Origin of the sequence: Paraburkholderia sp. BL9I2N2 (assembly GCF_004339745.1) — a bacterium.
In the GTDB taxonomy this organism is placed as follows: Bacteria; Pseudomonadota; Gammaproteobacteria; order Burkholderiales; family Burkholderiaceae; genus Paraburkholderia.
This window is the reverse complement of sequence record NZ_SMGP01000002.1, coordinates 578,677-596,294: the sequence shown is the minus strand read 5'-3', so window position 1 is coordinate 596,294 and position 17,618 is coordinate 578,677. Positions and strand designations below refer to the sequence as shown.

Here is a 17,618-nt window from a genome sequence, read left to right as displayed (position 1 = left end):
ATCTGTGACGGATTGCGCCACACTTTACACGTTGCATCTTCAATGAGTCGTGCCGTTGCGTCGCAAATAGCGGTACACCGTATTGCGCGCCAATCCCAGCTCGCGTGCCGCCGCCGACACATTGCCGTCGAGCCGTTCGAGCGTTTGCGCGATCAGCGTGGCCTGCCATGCCTCCATCTTGCTGGACGGCGGCCGCCCCTGTGCTTGCGCCGCGGCGCGGACCTCATCGCAGGATTCTGAGCCCGCAAGCGCTGCCAGTGATTGCACGCGTGGCTCAGCCGCGATGTCGACGCAATCCTGCAAAAAATCCTCGGGCAAATCGTCGAGTTCGATCTGTTCCGCGCCTTCGGCCATGATGCTCGCGGTGCGCAACACGTTGGCCAGTTGCCGCAGATTGCCCGGCCAGCGGCATTGCGCGAATCGTTCGAGTACTTCGGCGGAGACGCGCCGCGGCAGCCGTTCGCCGTCGGCTTGCAATTCCAGTATGCGCGTGACGAGCACACGAAGATCCGTGCGCTCGCGCAGCGTCGGCAAGGTCAGGACGAGTCCATTGATCCGGTAGTACAGGTCTTCGCGGAACGTGCCGGCTTCGATCATCGCGCGCAGGTTGCGGTGGGTCGCGCAGACGATGCGCAAATCCACCGGAATCGCCCGGGTTCCGCCGAGCGGCACGACGTTGCGCTCCTGCAGCACGCGCATCAGACGCACTTGCTGGGCGAGCGGCATGTCGCCGATTTCATCGAGGAACAGAGTGCCGCCGTCGGCCTGCACGATCTTGCCGATGCTGCCGCGTTTCTTCGCGCCGGTGAACGCGCCGTCTTCGTAGCCGAACAACTCCGCCTCGATCAGCGTATCCGGCAACGACGCGCAATTCAGGGCGATAAACGGCGCGGCCCGGCGCGGCGAATCGTGATGGATGGCGCGCGCCAGCCACTCCTTGCCGGTGCCGGTCTTGCCGAGCACGAGGATCGGAATATCGCGGCCCCGCAGTTTGGCGACACGCCGCAGAATCGCGGCGATTTGCGCGTCGCCGGTGTCGAGCGTTTCCAGCGTGGCTAGCGGCGTGGGATCGATGCAGCGCGGCGCATGACGCGCCTCGCCGGACAATGGCGCGCGCGAAGTGCCGGCGAGGCTTTCCGTCGGCCCGACGTAGCGTGGCAGCGTATATTCGCCGCGCGCCACCACGCGCACGCCGCTCGGCAGCGTCAACAGAATGCTCTCGCCGGGTGCGCGCGCGATCTGCTGCAACAGCCTCGCGAAGGCCACGCCGAACAGCGCATCGAACGGTTGCCGTTGCAGCTCGGCGAGCGGCTGCCCGAATTGAAACAGCGCGCTGCGATTGGCCGACAGAAACGTGCCGTCCGGCGCGAACGCCGCGAGCCCTTCGAACAGGGTGCCGATGAATTCCGCGCGCGCGTGAAAGTGCACGCGAATCGCGTCGACGAATTGATTGGAGAACAGATGATTTTCGATCATCTGCGCCGACATCCTCACCAGCGCGAGCGTGTGCTTATGAAAGCCGCGCGTGTCGCCGCTCACGTCGAGCGCGCCGATAGTGCGCCCGAACGGATCGGCAATCGGCGCGCACGAGCACGTGAGAATCCGGTTGGCGTGCAGGAAGTGTTCGCCCGCGTGCACGACGGTCGGCTGGCCATCGACGAGCGCGGTGCCGATCGCATTGGTGCCGCGATCCGCTTCGGCCCACGACACGCCCGTACACAGCGCGACGCGATTGGCCTTTTCGACGAAGTCGCTGTCGCCGAGACTGTGCAGGATCACGCCGTGATTGTCGGTGAGCAGCACCATGCTTTGCGTATCGACGATCTGCGCATGCAGCGTCTCCATGACGGGAAGCGCATGCGTGAACAGCGATTGATTGCGATCGACGAGCTCACGCAGCGCAGGCCGGGGCAGCGGATGAAAGTCAGGCGTCTCCGACGCGCGCAGGCCGATTTCGAGCGAGCGGGCGTGAGCTTGCGCGATGACATCGGGCCGACCCACAGTGGGCGGCGTGGCGGAACGTTGGGTCAAGGCATGTCTCCGGTGAAACGGACACGGCGGGTACGTTGCCCTCCGCTCGATGCCGCAGCGCAACATGCGCGCCCACGGCCGAACACCGATATTACAGGACGAATCGCGCGGCGCACGGCAGGGAAAAAACGGAGGCCATGCGGCGCCGCATGCCTCAAAAAAACGCGCGGGGCACCAAAATCAGGCAAACAAAAAGGAAAACTTGCGCCGTGGCCGAACTCGTCTAAAGTGAATCAAATCACCTCCGCGGGCCGCGAACTATTCCGCCGCCGCAATCAGGTGACGAGCCCGCGTCGTCAGCATTGGACAAGGAGGTTGTGGGCTAGCGACGCGATCAGACGCAACCGGCTTGCGCACTACCAGGCTACACCATGCGCAGCACCTACCTTCCAGGTGAACACCCATGCAGATCCTATTCCCGAATGAAACTCCTGAATATTCAGGTCGCGAACTCACCTTGGCGTTCCCGGCGATGGTCGATGGGCAGAGGGTGGAATGCATGATCACGGCGGAGGCACTGGAAGACCACTACGGCGCCGCATCGCCGCGTCTGGAAGACATGGTCGGCGCGTTCGACGCGCACCGCGCCAGGATCGAAGCGGCCACGCGACGCCTGATATCGGAAACGAGAGCGCAATGTCTCGTGCTGAGAAGCGGCTATGTGCGCTTCTACGAAGCCAATTGGCGTAATTGACTGAAGGCGTTTCCGACGTCCTGTCGGTCAACGCCGCAAGCAGGAAAGCCGCGCAAGAAGCAGAAGGCGAGGAAACCCACGCGCGGCATCGATCATTCAGACCGTCCGCGGCCAGCCGTGCCGCCGGCGTCGCAACTTGCGCGCGAGTGCGCTCAAATCATCCGCCGCAGCGTCCGATCTTTCAACACCACGTGATGCGCGATTGCGGCCAGCGCGTGCAAGCCGATCACCCAGTAGAACGCATTGCCGAGCCACTCATGCACGGTCTTGAGCAATGGCCGCGCGACGGGATCGGCGCCGACCAGCGTGTAATCGACGTTGACCCACGCCAGCGTGACCGGATGTCCGCCGGTGTTGATCATCAGGATGCCGAGCAGCGGCTGGACGAAGATGAAAATGTACAAGGCGAGATGCGCGGCCCGCGCCAGAAAGGCGAGCAGCCGGTTGCTGTCGACTTCGGCGGGCGCGCCGGCCCACAGTCGCCAGAGCAGACGCAAACAGGCCAGCCCCAGCACCAGCGTGCCGCACCAGAAATGCACGCTGCTCCAGAACGCGCGGCTGTCGCTGCCCTTGGGCCCGCGAATCTCGATCGCCAGATAAGCCAGCGCGATCAGCAGAAACATGGCCCAGTGAAAGAAAATGGCGGGCGCCGTATAGCGGTCCGAGGTGCGGCTGTAAGACATGTAGGGGACTCCCGTGTCCAGGTCGATCGTTTTATTAATCGTCAGATGATAAACGGTGCCCGACCGGAATGGGCACCGCGAATAAAACCGTCGTTGATCCAGACCCGGGTTTGGCCGACGAGCGTCCGCGCCGCGCCTACTCGCTGCCGAGATAGAAATAGCGGAACAGGAAAATCGCCGCGATGATCCATACCACCAGCTTCACCTTGCGCGCCTGGCCGGTCAACAGCTTCAGGCCCGCATACGAGATGAAGCCGAACGCGACGCCATTGGCGATCGAATAGGTGAAGGGCATCAGCAGCGCGGTGAGCGCGGCCGGCACGACTTCGGTGGCGTCGTCCCACGGCAGGTCGAGCATTTCGCGCAGCATCAGGCACGACACGTACAGCAACGCCGGCGCCGTCGCATAGCCGGGCACCACACTCGCCAGCGGCGCGAAAAAGAGCGCCGCGAGGAACAGCACGGCCACGGTGATGGCCGTCACGCCCGTACGTCCGCCGGCTTGCACGCCCGACGCGCTTTCGATGTACGCGGTGGTCGACGAAGTGCCCAGCATCGAGCCGGCCAGGATCGCAGTGCTGTCCGCAAGCAGTGCGCGGTTAAGGCGGTGCATCTTGCCTTCCACCAGCAGCCCGGCGCGATTGGCCACGCCCATCAGCGTGCCGGTCGCATCGAACAGCTCGACGAGGAAGAACACGAGGATCACGTTCAGCACGCCGCCCGACAGCGCGCCGCGAATGTCGAGCTGGAACAGCGTCGGCGAAATGGACGGCGGCGCGGAGACGATGCCGTGGAACTGATTGCCGCCGAAGAAAAAGCTCAACACCGTCACGCCGACAATCCCGATCAGGATCGAGCCGCGCACCCGCAGATGATCCAGCGTCACGATCGCGAAGAAGCCGATCACCGCGAGAATCACGTGCGGGTTGTGCAGATCGCCGAGCGTCACGAGCGTGGCCGGACTGCCGACCACCACGCCGGCCGACTTCAGCGAAATGATCGCGAGAAAGAGGCCGATACCGCCGGTGATGGCAATGCGTATCGAATGCGGAATGCCGTTGACGATCACCTCACGCACGCGAAACAGCGTGACGATCAGGAACAGGCAGCCGGAAATGAACACCGCGCCGAGCGCGGCCTGCCAGGTGAAGCCCATGCCTTTCACGACGGTGTACGCGAAGTATGCGTTCAGCCCCATGCCCGGCGCGAGCGCGATCGGATAGTTCGCGTAGAGACCCATGATCAATGACGCGAGCGCGGCCACGATGCAGGTCGCAACGAACACCGCGTCCTTCGGCATGCCGGCGTCGCCGAGAATCGCCGGGTTGACGAAGATGATGTAGGCCATCGTCAGGAAGGTGGTCAGTCCGGCGAGCACTTCGGTGCGCAGGTTGGTGCCGGCGGCTTCGAAGCCGAAGTAGCGTTTTATGGAGTCCATGAGGCGGGTCTCTCGTCGTTCAGAAAGCGTTTCTTGTGGTTGGGACGGTGAAGGCGCCGCGTCGCCGGGCTAGGGCGCGGGGCCACGGGCGGATTGTAGTCAGGATTGGCGGCGGTGTGCCGCATTGTGCGGCTGAGCGGCTGTGTAAACGCTCATTCGGCGGGCGGTTCGTCGGGAGATTGTGGCGCCGATGCATCAGGCTGCGGCCGTTGGCGCGCCAGCCAGCGATCCAGTTCGCCCGCGAAGCTCTTACTGTCGCGTTGGCTGAAGGCCGAAGGGCCGCCGGTATCGACGCCGCTGCTGCGCAACTGGTCGAGCATCGACCGCATGCGCAGCCGTTCTTCGATCGCGCCGGGCGTGTACCAGTTGCCGCGCGGATCGAGCGCCTGGGCGTTTTTAGCGAGCACGGCGGCGGCGAGCGGGATGTCGGCGGTGATCACGAGATCGCCGGCGGCGACACGTTCGGCGATGAGGTCGTCGGCGGCGTCGAAGCCGGCCGGCACCTGGATCGCGCGGATCAACGGCGACGGCGGCACGCGCAGAAACGAATTGGCGACCAGCGTCAGCGTCATGCCGGTGCGGCGCGCGGCACGGTACAGCATGTCCTTGATCACGACCGGACAGGCGTCGGCGTCAACCCAGATTGACATGGTTCGGATTCCGGCGGCGGGTTGTCGAAGGGGCGAGATGATACCTTGCCAGCGCGCGGGGCGGCGCGGCAAGCGAATTTACGATGTTGGGGGGAAGCGGGGAAGCGGGGAAGCGGGGAAGCGGGGAAGCGGGGAAGCGGGGAAGCGGGAAGCGGGAAGCGGGGAAGCGGGGAAGCGGGGAAGCGGGGAAGCGGGGAAGCGGGGAAGCGGGGAAGCGGGGAAGCAGGGAAGCGGGAAAGCGGAAAGCGGAAAGTGGAAAGTGGAAAGTGGAAAGCGGAAAGTGGAAAGTGGAAAGTGGAAAGTGGAAAGTGGAAAGTGGAAAGTGGAAAGCGGAAAGTGGAAAGTGGAAAGTGGAAAGCGGAAAGCGGAAAGTGGAAAGTGGAAAGTGGAAAGTGGAAAGTGGAAAGTGGAAAGCGGGAAAGGCATGTGGGGCTAACAGCGCCCGCGACCGTTGCAGTCGCAGGCAGCCCCGCATGCCACGCGGCAACTGGCGCTTACTGCGCCATCGTTCCACCCGATCCCTGTGCCCGCCGTTGCGCGACGATACGGCCGGCGCGTTGCGCATTTTCCGGGTAGTCGATCCAGTCGAGCGGATCGTAGCCGGCGGCACGCCAGTCGGCCAGATCGGCCTTCACCTGGGCACGCGTTTTCGGCGCCGACGGATCGTAGGGCCGCGCCGAAGTCTGCGCAAACGCGGTGCTCATGCTCACGGCGGCCAACAGCGCGCCGAGTCCAACTCGAGAAACGATTTTCATGACGAGCTCCTATGGAGCGGTTAAAAACGACAGCGGTATTCTAGTTTTCATATGCATTTCGAGTAAGGCGATTGAAGGCAATGCACCATTTCGCCCAGCGAATCAAACCGGGCTGAATGATCCTGCGACTCAGGGCGGCGACGGTTTGCTGAAGCGGTCCAACACGGCGCTCAGCAGGTCGATCGGCAGCGGGAAAACAATCGTCGAATTCTTGTCGGCGGCAATCGTCGTGAGCGTTTGCAGGTAGCGCAACTGCATCGCCTGGGGCTGGCGCGAGAGCGTCTGCGCCGCTTCCAGCAGGTGCTGCGAGGCCTGCAATTCGCCCTCCGCGTGAATCACCTTGGCGCGCCGCTCGCGCTCGGCTTCGGCTTGACGGGCAATCGCGCGGATCATCGTTTCGTTGATATCCACGTGCTTGATTTCCACGATCGATACCTTGATGCCCCATGCGTCGGTCTGCGCGTCCAGCACTTTCTGGATATCGGCGTTCAATTGCTCGCGATCCGCCAGCAGTTCGTCGAGTTCGTGTTTGCCGAGCACCGCGCGCAAGGTCGTTTGCGATAACTGGCTGGTCGCTTCAAAGTAACGCGCCACCTGGATCACCGCTTTCTCCGGATCGACCACGCGGAAATACACCACCGCGTTGACCTTCACCGAGACGTTGTCTCGCGTGATCACGTCTTGCGGCGGCACGTCGAACACGACGGTGCGCAGATCCATGCGCACGGCCTGCTGCACGATCGGAATGATCAGCACGAGGCCCGGTCCCTTGACCTTCCAGAAGCGCCCGAGCATGAACACGACGCCGCGTTCGTACTCCCGAAAAATCCGTATCGATGAGGCAATCAGCGCGGCCACCAGCAGAATCAGAATGCTGCTGAAGCCGAATGTGAAACCGATCATGAGCTTTCTCCTTGTTGTCGTGCTTCCGCGGGCACCACGGTCAACGTCAGGCCGCGCCGCGCCGTAACGCGCACCGCATGGCCCGCCGCAACCGGGGCCGTGCTGGACACCCGCCAGCGTTCCCCATGCACTTGTGCCCAACCGCCCAGCGCGCCATCCGCGGTGAGGTCCGCCGGCGACAGGCCGCCGTCGAGCACCACGCCGACGCTGCCGATCAGCGCTTCCGAACCCGTCACCACCGGACGCCGCCGCGCGTGCAGCGCGAGTCGCGATACGCCCAGCACGAACACCACACTGAACACGGCCACGGCGGCGATCATCGGCAGAGGGATGCCGTAGCCGGGCACGTCGGTATCGATCAGCATCAGCGCGCCGATCACGAACGCGACCACGCCGCCGAAGCCGAGCGAGCCGAAGGTCGGCAGAAACGCCTCGCCGATCAGGAACGCTATGCCGAGAAAGATCAGACCGAGGCCGACGTAGTTGATCGGCATCATCTGCATGGCGAAGAGGCCGAGCAGCAGGCTGATCGCGCCGACCACGCCGGGCAGCACGAAGCCCGGATTGGCGAATTCGAAGAACAGGCCGTACATGCCGATCATCAGCAGGATCAGCGCGACGTTGGGATCGGTGATCACGGCGAGGAAATGGCTGCGCCAGTCGGCTTCGAGCGTGACGATCGGGGCGTTGGCCGTATTGAGCTTGACGTTGCCCGCGCTCGTGACGATCGCCCGGCCGTCCAGTTGGCGCAGCAGGTCGGGCACATCGCGCGCATTCAGATCGACGACGTGCTGTGCGAGCGCGTCCGCCGCCGACAGGCTCACGGCTTCGCGGACCGCACGCTCGGCCCAGTCGGTGTTGCGCCCGCGCATCTGGGCGAGGCCGCGAATATAGGCGGCGGCATCGTGGACCTGCTTGCGCAGTTCGGTCGATTGGGTGTCGAGCGGCAGGGCGCTGGCGGAGCCGGTGGGCGCGGACGCCGCGGGTTTTGCCGACCCGCCGCCGCCACCCCCGCTGCCACCGCCAATGCCGGGCAAGCCCGGCGTTCCGCCGCCCCCCGGCGGCTCAGCGCCGCCAATGCCCATCTGGATCGGCGTCGCCGCGCCGAGGTTGGTGCCCGGGGCCATCGCCGCGATGTGGCTCGCATAGACGATATACGTGCCGGCGCTCGCCGCACGCGCGCCACTCGGGGCAATGAACGTGGCGACCGGCACGGGCGAGGCGAGAATCGCCTTGATGATCTGCCGCATCGACGTATCGAGCCCGCCCGGCGTATCGAGTTGCAGCACGGCGAGCTGCGCGCGATCGTCAGCGGCATGCTGCAGACTGCGCACGATGAAGTCGGCGCTGGCCGGACTGATCGCCCCGTTCACGGGAATGACGACGACGCTGTTGGGGGCGACGGCGGCGCGAAGTGGGACATTAGCGACATTCAATTCGCATGACGCGAATCCAAACGTCAAAAGCACGCCGAGCACGGTCATGCCGCGCATCAACCGGCCCACGACATCGCCACGGATAAGCGACATGCGCGAGCCAGACTGCCGGAACGGGAGACGTGGATACGTGCTCATCGCTGACGGCTGCCGCGCGCGGTCAGGGCGTATCGACCGGCGCGGGCCGATACCCCAAAAGAAGGCTGGCCTGCTCCTTACAGCTTAGTCCGATTCCGCCCGGCGCGTGAAATCCGCGCGCGCCGGCCGATAATCGGTCGGCCGCATGCCGGTCCACTTGCGAAACGCGCGATGAAACGCGCTCGGTTCGGCAAAGCCAACCGAGGTCGCGATGTCGGCGATGGTGCGGTCGGTGTCCTGCAGTTCGCCGATCGCGATGTCGCGCCGCAGGTCGTCCTTGATCGACTGGTACGTATAGCCTTCCTGTTTCAAACGCCGCCGCATGGTGGCCTCGGCGACGTGCAGGCGATCGGCCATCTGATCGGCGGCGGGCCAGCCGGCCATCGGCATGGCGCGCAGCATCTTGCGCACGCGCGCCGCGAGCGAGCCGGGATTGCGGTACTTGACGATGAAGCTGCCGGGCGCATCGCGCAGGAAGGGCTTGACCGATTTGGTCGTCTGAATCACGGGCAGGTCGAGAAACGCCGGCGCCAGGTCCACGTATGACTCGGCCTGATCGAAGCTCATCTGATCGCAGAACATCAGCCGGTACTCGTGCGCGGCGGGCGGCTCGGTGCAGCGAAAGCGCGCCTCGAGCAACGGAATGCGCCGCCCAACCAGCCAGCACAACAGCCCGTACACGAGGATGAAGTAGGTCGCGTAGGCGAACATGGCCGGCGGCGGCGCGCCGGCGTTTTCCACGAAGCGCAGGCGCACGCGCTGCGCGTCCGTTTCGACCCGCACGCCGAGATCGTCCAGCACCAGACGCATGAAACCGACCGCGCGCGCCAGCGCCTGGGCGCCATTGCGCGCGGTGAGCGCCGTCTGCGTCATGGCGATGAAGCTGCCGCTTTTCATGCGATGCGAATCCTGGCCGAAGAATTCGTCGTCCATCGCGCGCGCAATCGCCGCCCACAGCGCGCCGTATTGCGCCGACGACACCCGGCTTTTCTGCGACGCCAGCATCGGCGCCGCGATGCCGGCGGCTTCGGCAAGCGGCAGCGCGTCGAGGCCGCGCGAGCGCGCCAGCGCGAGCGCTTCGTCGACCATGCTGACGGAAATCGTCCCTTTATCGTTCTTCATGCGTGTCCGGTTTTACGGAGAATCTGGCAAAAGCGCTCAGCGTTTTCCTTGTGGAGATTCGCCAAGTGCCTGAAATCGTGGATATATGCGGCCTCATATCGTACCAGCATGGCAAATGCGCTCAGTCAGAATGATCGGGCTGAGCATCGAACCTGTCCGGCGGCTTGCCTACACTGGGCCTCAACCGATCGCGCACAGCCTGCCTTGGGCGACGCCGCCACGAGGCGCGACATGAGCCGCGATCACACGCACAGCACAGGACCGAGCGCCATGGACAGCTTCTACACCGACGAACAACGGATGATCCGCGACGCCGCTCGCGACTTCGCCACCGAGCGGCTCGCCCCGCATGCGGGTCAATGGGACCGCGACGCGCAACTGCCTGCCGAGGTCGTCAAGCAGATGGGCGACCTTGGTTTTCTCGGCATGATCGTGCCGGCGGAGTGGGGCGGCTCCTACACGGACTACGTGGCCTATGCGCTCGCGCTCGAAGAGATCGCCGCGGGCTGCGCCGCGTGTGCCACGCTGATGAGCGTGCACAACTCGGTCGGCTGCGGGCCGCTTCTCAACTTCGGCACGGAAGCACAAAAAGACCGCTATTTGCAGGACCTCGCGACCGGCCGGCGCATCGGCGCGTTCTGTCTGACCGAGCCGCAGGCCGGCTCGGAGGCGAACAATCTGCGCACGCGCGCCGTGCTGCGCGACGGCAAGTGGATTCTCAATGGCAGCAAGCAGTTCGTGACCAACGGCTCGCGCGCCGACCTTGCGATCGTCTTCGCCGTCACCGATCCCGAGCGCGGCAAGCGTGGTCTGTCGGCCTTCATCGTGCCGACCGATACGCCGGGTTTCAACGTCGGCAAGCCGGAACACAAGCTCGGCATTCGCGCCTCCGACACCTGTCCGATTTCGCTCGACGACTGCGCCGTGCCGGAAGCCAATCTGCTCGGCGAGCCGGGCGAAGGCTTGCGCATCGCGCTGTCGAATCTCGAAGGCGGCCGAATCGGCATTGCCGCGCAGGCGGTCGGCATCGCGCGGGCCGCGTTCGATGCCGCGCGTCTCTACGCAAACGAACGCATCCAGTTCGGCAAGGCGTTGAAGGAGCATCAGACTATCGCCAACATGCTCGCCGACATGGCCACGCGCCTGAACGCCGCGCGCCTGCTCGTGCATCACGCGGCGCGGCTGCGCACGGCGGGCAAGCCGTGTTTGTCGGAGGCTTCGCAGGCCAAGCTGTTCGCGTCGGAACTGGCCGAGGAAATCTGCTCGAACGCGATCCAGATTCACGGCGGCTATGGGTATCTCGAAGACTACGCGGTGGAGCGCCATTACCGCGACGCGCGCATCACGCAGATTTACGAAGGGACCAGCGAAGTGCAGCGCATGCTGATCGCGCGGCACGTGTAAATAGAAGTGAGGCTGGTTTTGAGTGCAAAATAGCTTGCCCGCCGAGTAGAAAGCAGTGCAACGCGGGACAAAAAAAGCGGAGCGCATACCGCGCCACCAGGAGACGACGATGACTGCAGCGAAGGCCTTTTTCGACGCGCGCGACCTGTTATTGCGCCATCGAACCGACTACGACCGCGCGTACCGCGAATTCGCGTGGCCGGCACTAGGCGAGTTCAACTGGGCGCTCGACTATTTCGACGTAATCGCGCGCAATAACGACAATCCCGCTCTGTGGATCGTCGACGATCCCGCCAGCGACGGCCTGCGCCTGTCCTACGCGCAGATGTCGGAGCGCTCGGCGCGCATGGCGAATTTCCTGCGCGGCATGGGCGTGGGCCGCGGCGACCGTCTGCTGCTGATGTTGCCGAACCGCGTCGAACTGTGGGACGTGATGCTCGCGGCCATGAAGCTCGGCGCGATCGTGCTGCCCGCCACCACCCAGCTTTCCGCCGACGACGTGCGCGACCGCGTGCAGATCGGTGGTGCGAATTTCGCGGTGGTCGATAGCGCGGAGCTGGCCAAATTCGATGCGCTCGAAGCGCCGCTCACGCGCCTGTCGGTGGGCACGCCACGCGAGGGCTGGATCGATCTCGCCGCGGCCTATGACGCATCGCCGCAATTCACGCCCGAGGGCGTCACGCGGGCCACCGATCCGATGCTGTTGTATTTCACCTCGGGCACGACCTCGAAGCCCAAGCTCGTCGAACACACGCATCAAAGCTATCCGGTCGGCCATCTGTCGACGATGTACTGGATCGGTCTGCAACCGAACGACATCCATTGGAATATCAGCTCGCCGGGCTGGGCCAAGCACGCGTGGAGCTGCTTCTTCGCGCCGTGGAATGCGCAGGCCTGCGTGTTCGTTTTCAACTTCCCGCGCTTCGTGCCGAAAGACACGCTGAACGCGCTGGTGCGTTTCAACATCACCACGCTGTGCGCGCCGCCGACCGTCTGGCGCATGCTGGTGCAGGAGCATCTCACCGACTACCCGGTCAAGCTGCGCGAAATCGTCGGCGCCGGCGAGCCGTTGAATCCCGAGGTCATCGAGCGCGTGAAACACGCGTGGGGCATCACGATACGCGACGGTTTCGGCCAGACCGAGACCACCTGTCAGATCGGCAACTCGCCGGGCCAACCGGTCGTGCCCGGTTCGATGGGGCGCCCGCTGCCGGGCTACATCATCGAGCTCATCGATGCCGACGACCAGCCCGTCACCGAAGGCGAAATCGCGCTGCCGCTGGCCGAACGGCCGCTCGGTTTGATGACCGGTTACGCGAACAACGCCAAGGCTACGGCACAGGCCATGCGCAACGGTTTCTATCGCACGTCCGACGTCGCGCTGCGCCGTGACGACGGCTACTACGTCTATGTCGGCCGCGCCGACGACGTCTTCAAATCGTCCGATTACCGCCTGAGTCCGTTCGAGCTCGAAAGCGTACTGATCGAACACGAGGCGATCGGCGAGGCCGCCGTGGTGCCGAGCGCCGACGCTCTGCGTCTGTCGGTGCCCAAGGCGTTCGTCACCGTGCGCCAGGGTTACGAAGCCGGCCCCGAACTCGCGCGCGCCGTGTTCGCGTTCTCGCGCGAAAAGCTCGCGCCGTACAAGCGGATTCGCCGCCTGCAATTCAGCGAGTTGCCCAAGACCATTTCCGGCAAGATTCGCCGCGTCGAATTGCGGCGCCGCGAAATGGAGCGCGAGGCCGAGCCCGCGCGCCTGCCTGATGAGTATTGGGAAGAAGATTTCCCGGATGTGCGTTGATTTTATTTGTCCCCAGTCACTGTCCGGCCGCCTCGCGGCCACTGCAGAGGAGTTTCAGCATGAGCGCAATTGCTGCCGTTGCCACCGTCAAGTTGCTGATCAACGGCGAGTTCGTCGAATCGAAGACCAGCGAATGGCGCGACATCGTCAATCCCGCCACGCAGGAGGTGCTGGCGCGCGTCCCGTTCGCCACCGCCGATGAGGTGAACGAAGCCATCCGTTCCGCCCACGCCGCGTTCAAGACCTGGAAGGACACGCCGATCGGTGCGCGCATGCGCATCATGCTGAAGTACCAGGCGCTGATTCGCGAGCATATGCCGCGTATCGCGAAGACCTTGAGCGCGGAACAGGGCAAGACGATTCCCGATGCCGAAGGCGATATCTTCCGCGGCCTCGAAGTGGTCGAGCATGCATGCTCGATCGGCACCTTGCAGCAGGGCGAATTCGCGGAGAACGTGGCGGGCGGCGTGGACACGTACACGCTGCGGCAACCGATCGGCGTGTGCGCCGGCATCACGCCGTTCAACTTCCCGGCGATGATCCCGCTGTGGATGTTCCCGATGGCGATCGTATGCGGCAATACGTTCGTGTTGAAGCCTTCCGAGCAGGACCCGCTCTCGACCATGCAACTGGTCGAACTCGCGCTCGAAGCCGGTGTGCCGAAGGGCGTGCTGAACGTGGTGCACGGCGGCAAGGAGGTGGTCGACGCGCTCTGCACGCACGAACTGGTTAAGGCGATTTCGTTCGTCGGCTCGACGGCGGTCGGCACGCACGTGTACCGCCTCGGCAGCGAGCACGGCAAGCGCGTGCAATCGATGATGGGCGCGAAAAACCACGCCGTGGTGCTGCCCGATGCGAACCGCGAGCAGACGCTGAACGCGCTGGCCGGCGCAGGATTCGGTGCAGCGGGACAGCGCTGCATGGCGACCTCGGTGGTCGTGCTGGTGGGCGCGGCGCAGCAATGGTTGCCGGACCTGGTCGCCAAGGCCAAGACGCTGAAAGTCAACGCGGGTAACGAACCGAACACGGACATCGGCCCGGTGGTTTCGCGCGCGGCAAAGCAGCGCATTCTCGGCCTGATCGAAACCGGCGTGAAGGAAGGCGCCACGCTCGCGCTCGACGGTCGCGGCGTAAAAGTGCCGGGCTACGAGCAAGGCAACTTCATCGGCCCGACGGTCTTTAGCGACGTCACCACTGAAATGGAAATCTACCGTCAGGAAATTTTCGGGCCGGTGCTGGTGGTGCTGAACGCGGCAACGCTCGATGACGCGATCGCGCTGGTCAACCGCAATCCGTTCGGCAACGGCGTGGGCCTCTTCACGCAGAGCGGCGCGGCGGCACGCAAATTCCAGAGCGAGATCGATATCGGTCAGGTCGGCATCAACATTCCGATTCCGGTGCCGGTGCCATTCTTCAGCTTCACCGGTTCGCGCGGCTCGAAACTCGGCGATCTCGGCCCGTATGGCAAACAGGTCGTGCAGTTCTACACGCAGACCAAGACCGTCACCGCCCGCTGGTTCGACGACGACACCGTCAACGACGGCGTCAATACGACCATCAGCCTGCGCTGAGTCCACGCGGCTTCTGAAGACTGGAGACGAGATCATGAAAATAGGCTTTATCGGACTCGGCAACATGGGTGCGCCGATGGCGCACAACCTGCTCAAGGCGGGCCACGCGGTCAACGTGTTCGACCTCAACGCGCAAGCCGTGCAGGCGCTCGTCGATGCGGGCGCGAAAGCGGCCGGTTCGCCGAAAGCGGCGGTGACCGACGCGGAATGCGTGATCACCATGCTGCCCGCCGCCGCCCATGTGCGCAGCGTGCTGACCGCGGACGACGGCATCTTCGCCGGCATCGCGAAGAGCGTGACCATTATCGATTCGAGCACGATCGATCCCGCGAGCGTGAAATCATTTGCCGAACTCGCGCAGCAACACGGCAACACTTTTGTCGACGCGCCTGTGTCCGGCGGGACTGGCGGCGCGGCGGCCGGCACGCTGACCTTCATGGTCGGCGGCAGCGCGAGCGCGTATGAGCAGGTCAAGCCGGTACTCTCGGCGATGGGTAAGAACATCGTGCATTGCGGCGATACCGGCACGGGCCAGGTCGCGAAGATCTGCAACAACCTCGTGCTCGGCATTACGATGGCGGGCGTGGCCGAAGCCATGTCGCTCGGCGAGGCGCTCGGCATCGACGCGAAAGTGCTGGGCGGCATCATCAATACGTCGACCGGGCGCTGCTGGAGTTCGGACACGTATAACCCGATGCCCGGCGTGATCGAGACGGCGCCCTCCACGCGTGGTTATACCGGCGGCTTCGGCACGGATCTGATGCTCAAGGACCTGGGGCTCGCCACCGACGCCGCTAAAACCGCGCGTCAACCGCTCTATCTCGGCGCGCTCGCGCAACAGCTTTACCAGACGATGAGCACGAAAGGCGCGGGACGTCTCGATTTTTCCGCGGTCATCAAGCTGTATCGTCAGGACGGCAAGGACGGAGGCGCGGCATGATCGAACTCGACTACGCGCACGACGGCGCCGTCGCGCAACTCACCCTCAAGCGGCCGCCCGCCAACGCGTTCACGCCCGAAGGCTTGTTGCAATTGCAGCAGATCGTCGAGCGCCTGAACGGCGAGGCGCGCGTGCGGGCGATCGTGATTACCGGCGACGGCCCCAAGTTCTTCAGTGCGGGCGCAGACCTGAACACGTTCGCCGACGGCAACCGCGAAGTCGCGCGTACCGCGGCGGCGCGTTTCGGCGCGGCGTTCGAGACCTTGCAGAACGCGCGGCCGGTGGTGATCGCGGCGATCAACGGGTATGCGATGGGCGGCGGGCTCGAATGCGCGCTGGCTTGCGATATTCGCATCGCCGAACAGCATGCGTTGCTGGCGTTGCCCGAGACGGCAGTCGGCTTGCTGCCCTGTGGTTGCGGCACGCAGACGCTGCCGTGGCTGGTCGGCGAAGGCTGGGCCAAGCGGATGATTCTGACCGGCGAGCGCGTCGATGCGGCGACGGCGTTGCGCATCGGTCTGGTCGAAGAAGTGGTGGAGAAGGGCGCGGCGCGCGACGCCGCGCTGACCATGGCGGCGCGTGTCGCTACGTTGAGTCCGCAGGCGGTCGGCTTCAGCAAGACGCTGATTCATCAGGGGCGCAACGGCGTGCCACGCGCGGCGGCGCTGGCGCTGGAGCGCGAGCGCTTTGTCGATCTGTTCGACGGCGCCGATCAGCGCGAAGGCGTCAATGCGTTCCTCGAAAAGCGCACGCCGCGCTGGCAGGTGACGCAGGCCGCGCTGGCGGATTCCTCGCAGCAGGAGACGCGTTGATGAGCGCATTGCAAAGCGTCATAGCCGAAACGAGCCTCGAAGCGGAACGCGAGATCCTGTTTCGCGTGGTGAATCGCGTGGCGATCATCACGCTGAACCGTCCCGCCGCGCTCAATGCGCTTTCGCACGCGATGGTGCGCGAGCTTGCCGTGCTGGTCGAGCATTGCCGCACCGACGACGGCATCGTCGCGCTCGTGCTGAAAGGCGCGGGCGCCAAAGGTTTCTGCGCGGGCGGGGACGTGCGCGAAGTGCAGCGGCTCGCGAAGAACGGCGACAGCCGGTGGCTCGCGTTCTTCGTCGACGAATACCGGCTCGACTATGCGCTGCACACCTTTCCGAAGCCGGTGGTCGCGTTGCTCGACGGCATCGCGATGGGCGGCGGCATGGGGCTCGGCCAGGCGGCGCGGCTGCGCATCGTGACCGAGCGCAGCAAGATCGCCATGCCGGAGACGCGCATCGGCTTTCTGCCGGACGTCGGCGCGACACGCTTTCTGAGCGTGATGCCGGCGGAGCTCGAGCTATATGTCGGGCTGACCGGCGCGACCTTGTCCGGTGCCGATGCGTTGCGCCTGCAACTAGCCGATCTGTGCGTGCCGGCCGAATGGCTCGCCAGTTTCGAAGAGCGTCTGCAGCGCATGCCGCTCGAAGGCGATCTGATGGCTGCCTTGCGCGGCGTGTTCGAGCCGCCGTGCAACATCATTCCGCACGCGCCGCTGGCGGCGTTCACGCAACTGATCTTGCGGCATTTCGACCGCCGTTCGAGCGTCGAGCGGATGGTCGCGACGGTGCGGCACGACCTGGAGCGCGAGCCGCCGCGCGAGGTGAAGCAGTGGTTGCAATCCATCTACGATGCGCTGACCAGCCATTCGCCCACCATGCTTTACGTCACGCGTGAGGCGCTTTTGCGTGGGCGGCAGATGAGCCTGGCCGAGTGCTTCCGCATGGAGTTGGGTATCGTCAAACGCGTGATCGAGGAGGGTGACTTCTGTGAAGGCGTGCGAGCCCAGTTGATCGATAAGGATCGCAAGGCGCGCTGGGCACCTGCAACGCTCGCCGAGGTGCGGCCCGAGCGCGTCAAGCATTTTCTCGCCTCGCCGTGGAAGAGCGAGGCGCATCCGCTGGCTGCGTTGGGCGCGCAGCAGGGGTGAAGTGGAGCGGGCGCTCTGTGCAAGCGCCGCTGAAGGACGACTCGCTGCGGCTGGCCGAAGGCGGCATCAAGGTCGTGGTGGTGGCCGGCCAG

General features: G+C 64.8%; 15 protein-coding genes. 7 read left to right on the top strand and 8 right to left on the bottom strand.

The features are described from left to right. Positions 1-39: 39 nt before the first annotated feature. The gene (locus B0G74_RS24570) at positions 40-2,031 is read right to left on the bottom strand and encodes a sigma-54-dependent Fis family transcriptional regulator (protein ID WP_132377458.1); all 1,992 of its coding nucleotides are present in this window, start codon (positions 2,029-2,031) and stop codon (positions 40-42) included. Positions 2,032-2,434: 403 nt separating this feature from the next. Between B0G74_RS24570 and B0G74_RS24565 the strand changes: the two genes are divergently transcribed. Beyond that, positions 2,435-2,725, top strand: coding sequence for a DUF1488 domain-containing protein (locus B0G74_RS24565; RefSeq protein WP_132377457.1), 291 nt, complete (start codon positions 2,435-2,437; stop codon positions 2,723-2,725). A 152-nt stretch (positions 2,726-2,877) separates the two neighbouring features. On the opposite strand, the gene B0G74_RS24560 is transcribed toward B0G74_RS24565, so the two are convergent. From B0G74_RS24560 to B0G74_RS24520, 7 genes are all read right to left on the bottom strand, one after another. Further along, positions 2,878-3,408, bottom strand: coding sequence for a cytochrome b (locus B0G74_RS24560; protein ID WP_132377456.1), 531 nt, complete (start codon positions 3,406-3,408; stop codon positions 2,878-2,880). Between the two features lie 136 nt (positions 3,409-3,544). Then, positions 3,545-4,846, bottom strand: coding sequence for an NCS2 family permease (locus tag B0G74_RS24555; protein WP_132377455.1), 1,302 nt, complete (start codon positions 4,844-4,846; stop codon positions 3,545-3,547). A 152-nt stretch (positions 4,847-4,998) separates the two neighbouring features. Beyond that, positions 4,999-5,496 carry a YaiI/YqxD family protein gene (locus B0G74_RS24550; protein WP_132377454.1) on the bottom strand — a complete coding sequence of 166 codons (498 nt, stop codon included), beginning with the start codon at positions 5,494-5,496 and terminating at the stop codon, positions 4,999-5,001. Between the two features lie 494 nt (positions 5,497-5,990). Beyond that, positions 5,991-6,251 (bottom strand): DUF4148 domain-containing protein, encoded by a 261-nt coding sequence (locus tag B0G74_RS24535; RefSeq protein WP_132377453.1) that lies wholly within the window; start codon positions 6,249-6,251, stop codon positions 5,991-5,993. Between the two features lie 129 nt (positions 6,252-6,380). Then, the gene (locus B0G74_RS24530) at positions 6,381-7,154 is read right to left on the bottom strand and encodes a slipin family protein (RefSeq protein ID WP_132377452.1); all 774 of its coding nucleotides are present in this window, start codon (positions 7,152-7,154) and stop codon (positions 6,381-6,383) included. Then, positions 7,151-8,728 (bottom strand): nodulation protein NfeD, encoded by a 1,578-nt coding sequence (locus B0G74_RS24525; RefSeq protein ID WP_132377451.1) that lies wholly within the window; start codon positions 8,726-8,728, stop codon positions 7,151-7,153. The genes B0G74_RS24530 and B0G74_RS24525 overlap by 4 nt, the downstream gene beginning before the upstream one ends. 84 nt (positions 8,729-8,812) lie before the next feature. Continuing rightward, entirely contained in the window at positions 8,813-9,850 is a 1,038-nt protein-coding gene (locus B0G74_RS24520) for an AraC family transcriptional regulator (RefSeq protein ID WP_132377450.1), read from the bottom strand. Positions 9,851-10,120: 270 nt separating this feature from the next. Between B0G74_RS24520 and B0G74_RS24515 the strand changes: the two genes are divergently transcribed. From B0G74_RS24515 to B0G74_RS24490, 6 genes are all read left to right on the top strand, one after another. Continuing rightward, on the top strand, positions 10,121-11,254 hold the full coding sequence (locus B0G74_RS24515) for an acyl-CoA dehydrogenase (protein ID WP_132379340.1): 1,134 nt from the start codon (positions 10,121-10,123) through the stop codon (positions 11,252-11,254). A 109-nt stretch (positions 11,255-11,363) separates the two neighbouring features. Then, positions 11,364-13,055, top strand: a complete 1,692-nt coding sequence (locus B0G74_RS24510) for an AMP-binding protein (RefSeq protein WP_132377449.1) — start codon at positions 11,364-11,366, stop codon at positions 13,053-13,055. A 59-nt stretch (positions 13,056-13,114) separates the two neighbouring features. Next, positions 13,115-14,626, top strand: a complete 1,512-nt coding sequence (locus B0G74_RS24505; protein WP_132377448.1) for a CoA-acylating methylmalonate-semialdehyde dehydrogenase — start codon at positions 13,115-13,117, stop codon at positions 14,624-14,626. Between the two features lie 34 nt (positions 14,627-14,660). Then, a complete protein-coding gene (mmsB, locus tag B0G74_RS24500) occupies positions 14,661-15,566 on the top strand; it encodes a 3-hydroxyisobutyrate dehydrogenase (RefSeq protein WP_132377447.1) in 906 nt (301 codons plus the stop codon). After that, a complete protein-coding gene (locus B0G74_RS24495) occupies positions 15,563-16,378 on the top strand; it encodes an enoyl-CoA hydratase (protein WP_132377446.1) in 816 nt (271 codons plus the stop codon). Before mmsB ends, B0G74_RS24495 begins: the two co-directional genes overlap by 4 nt. Then, positions 16,378-17,526: an enoyl-CoA hydratase/isomerase family protein gene (locus tag B0G74_RS24490; RefSeq protein WP_132377445.1), complete on the top strand. Its 1,149-nt coding sequence runs from the start codon at positions 16,378-16,380 to the stop codon at positions 17,524-17,526. The genes B0G74_RS24495 and B0G74_RS24490 overlap by 1 nt, the downstream gene beginning before the upstream one ends. Positions 17,527-17,618: the final 92 nt, after the last annotated feature.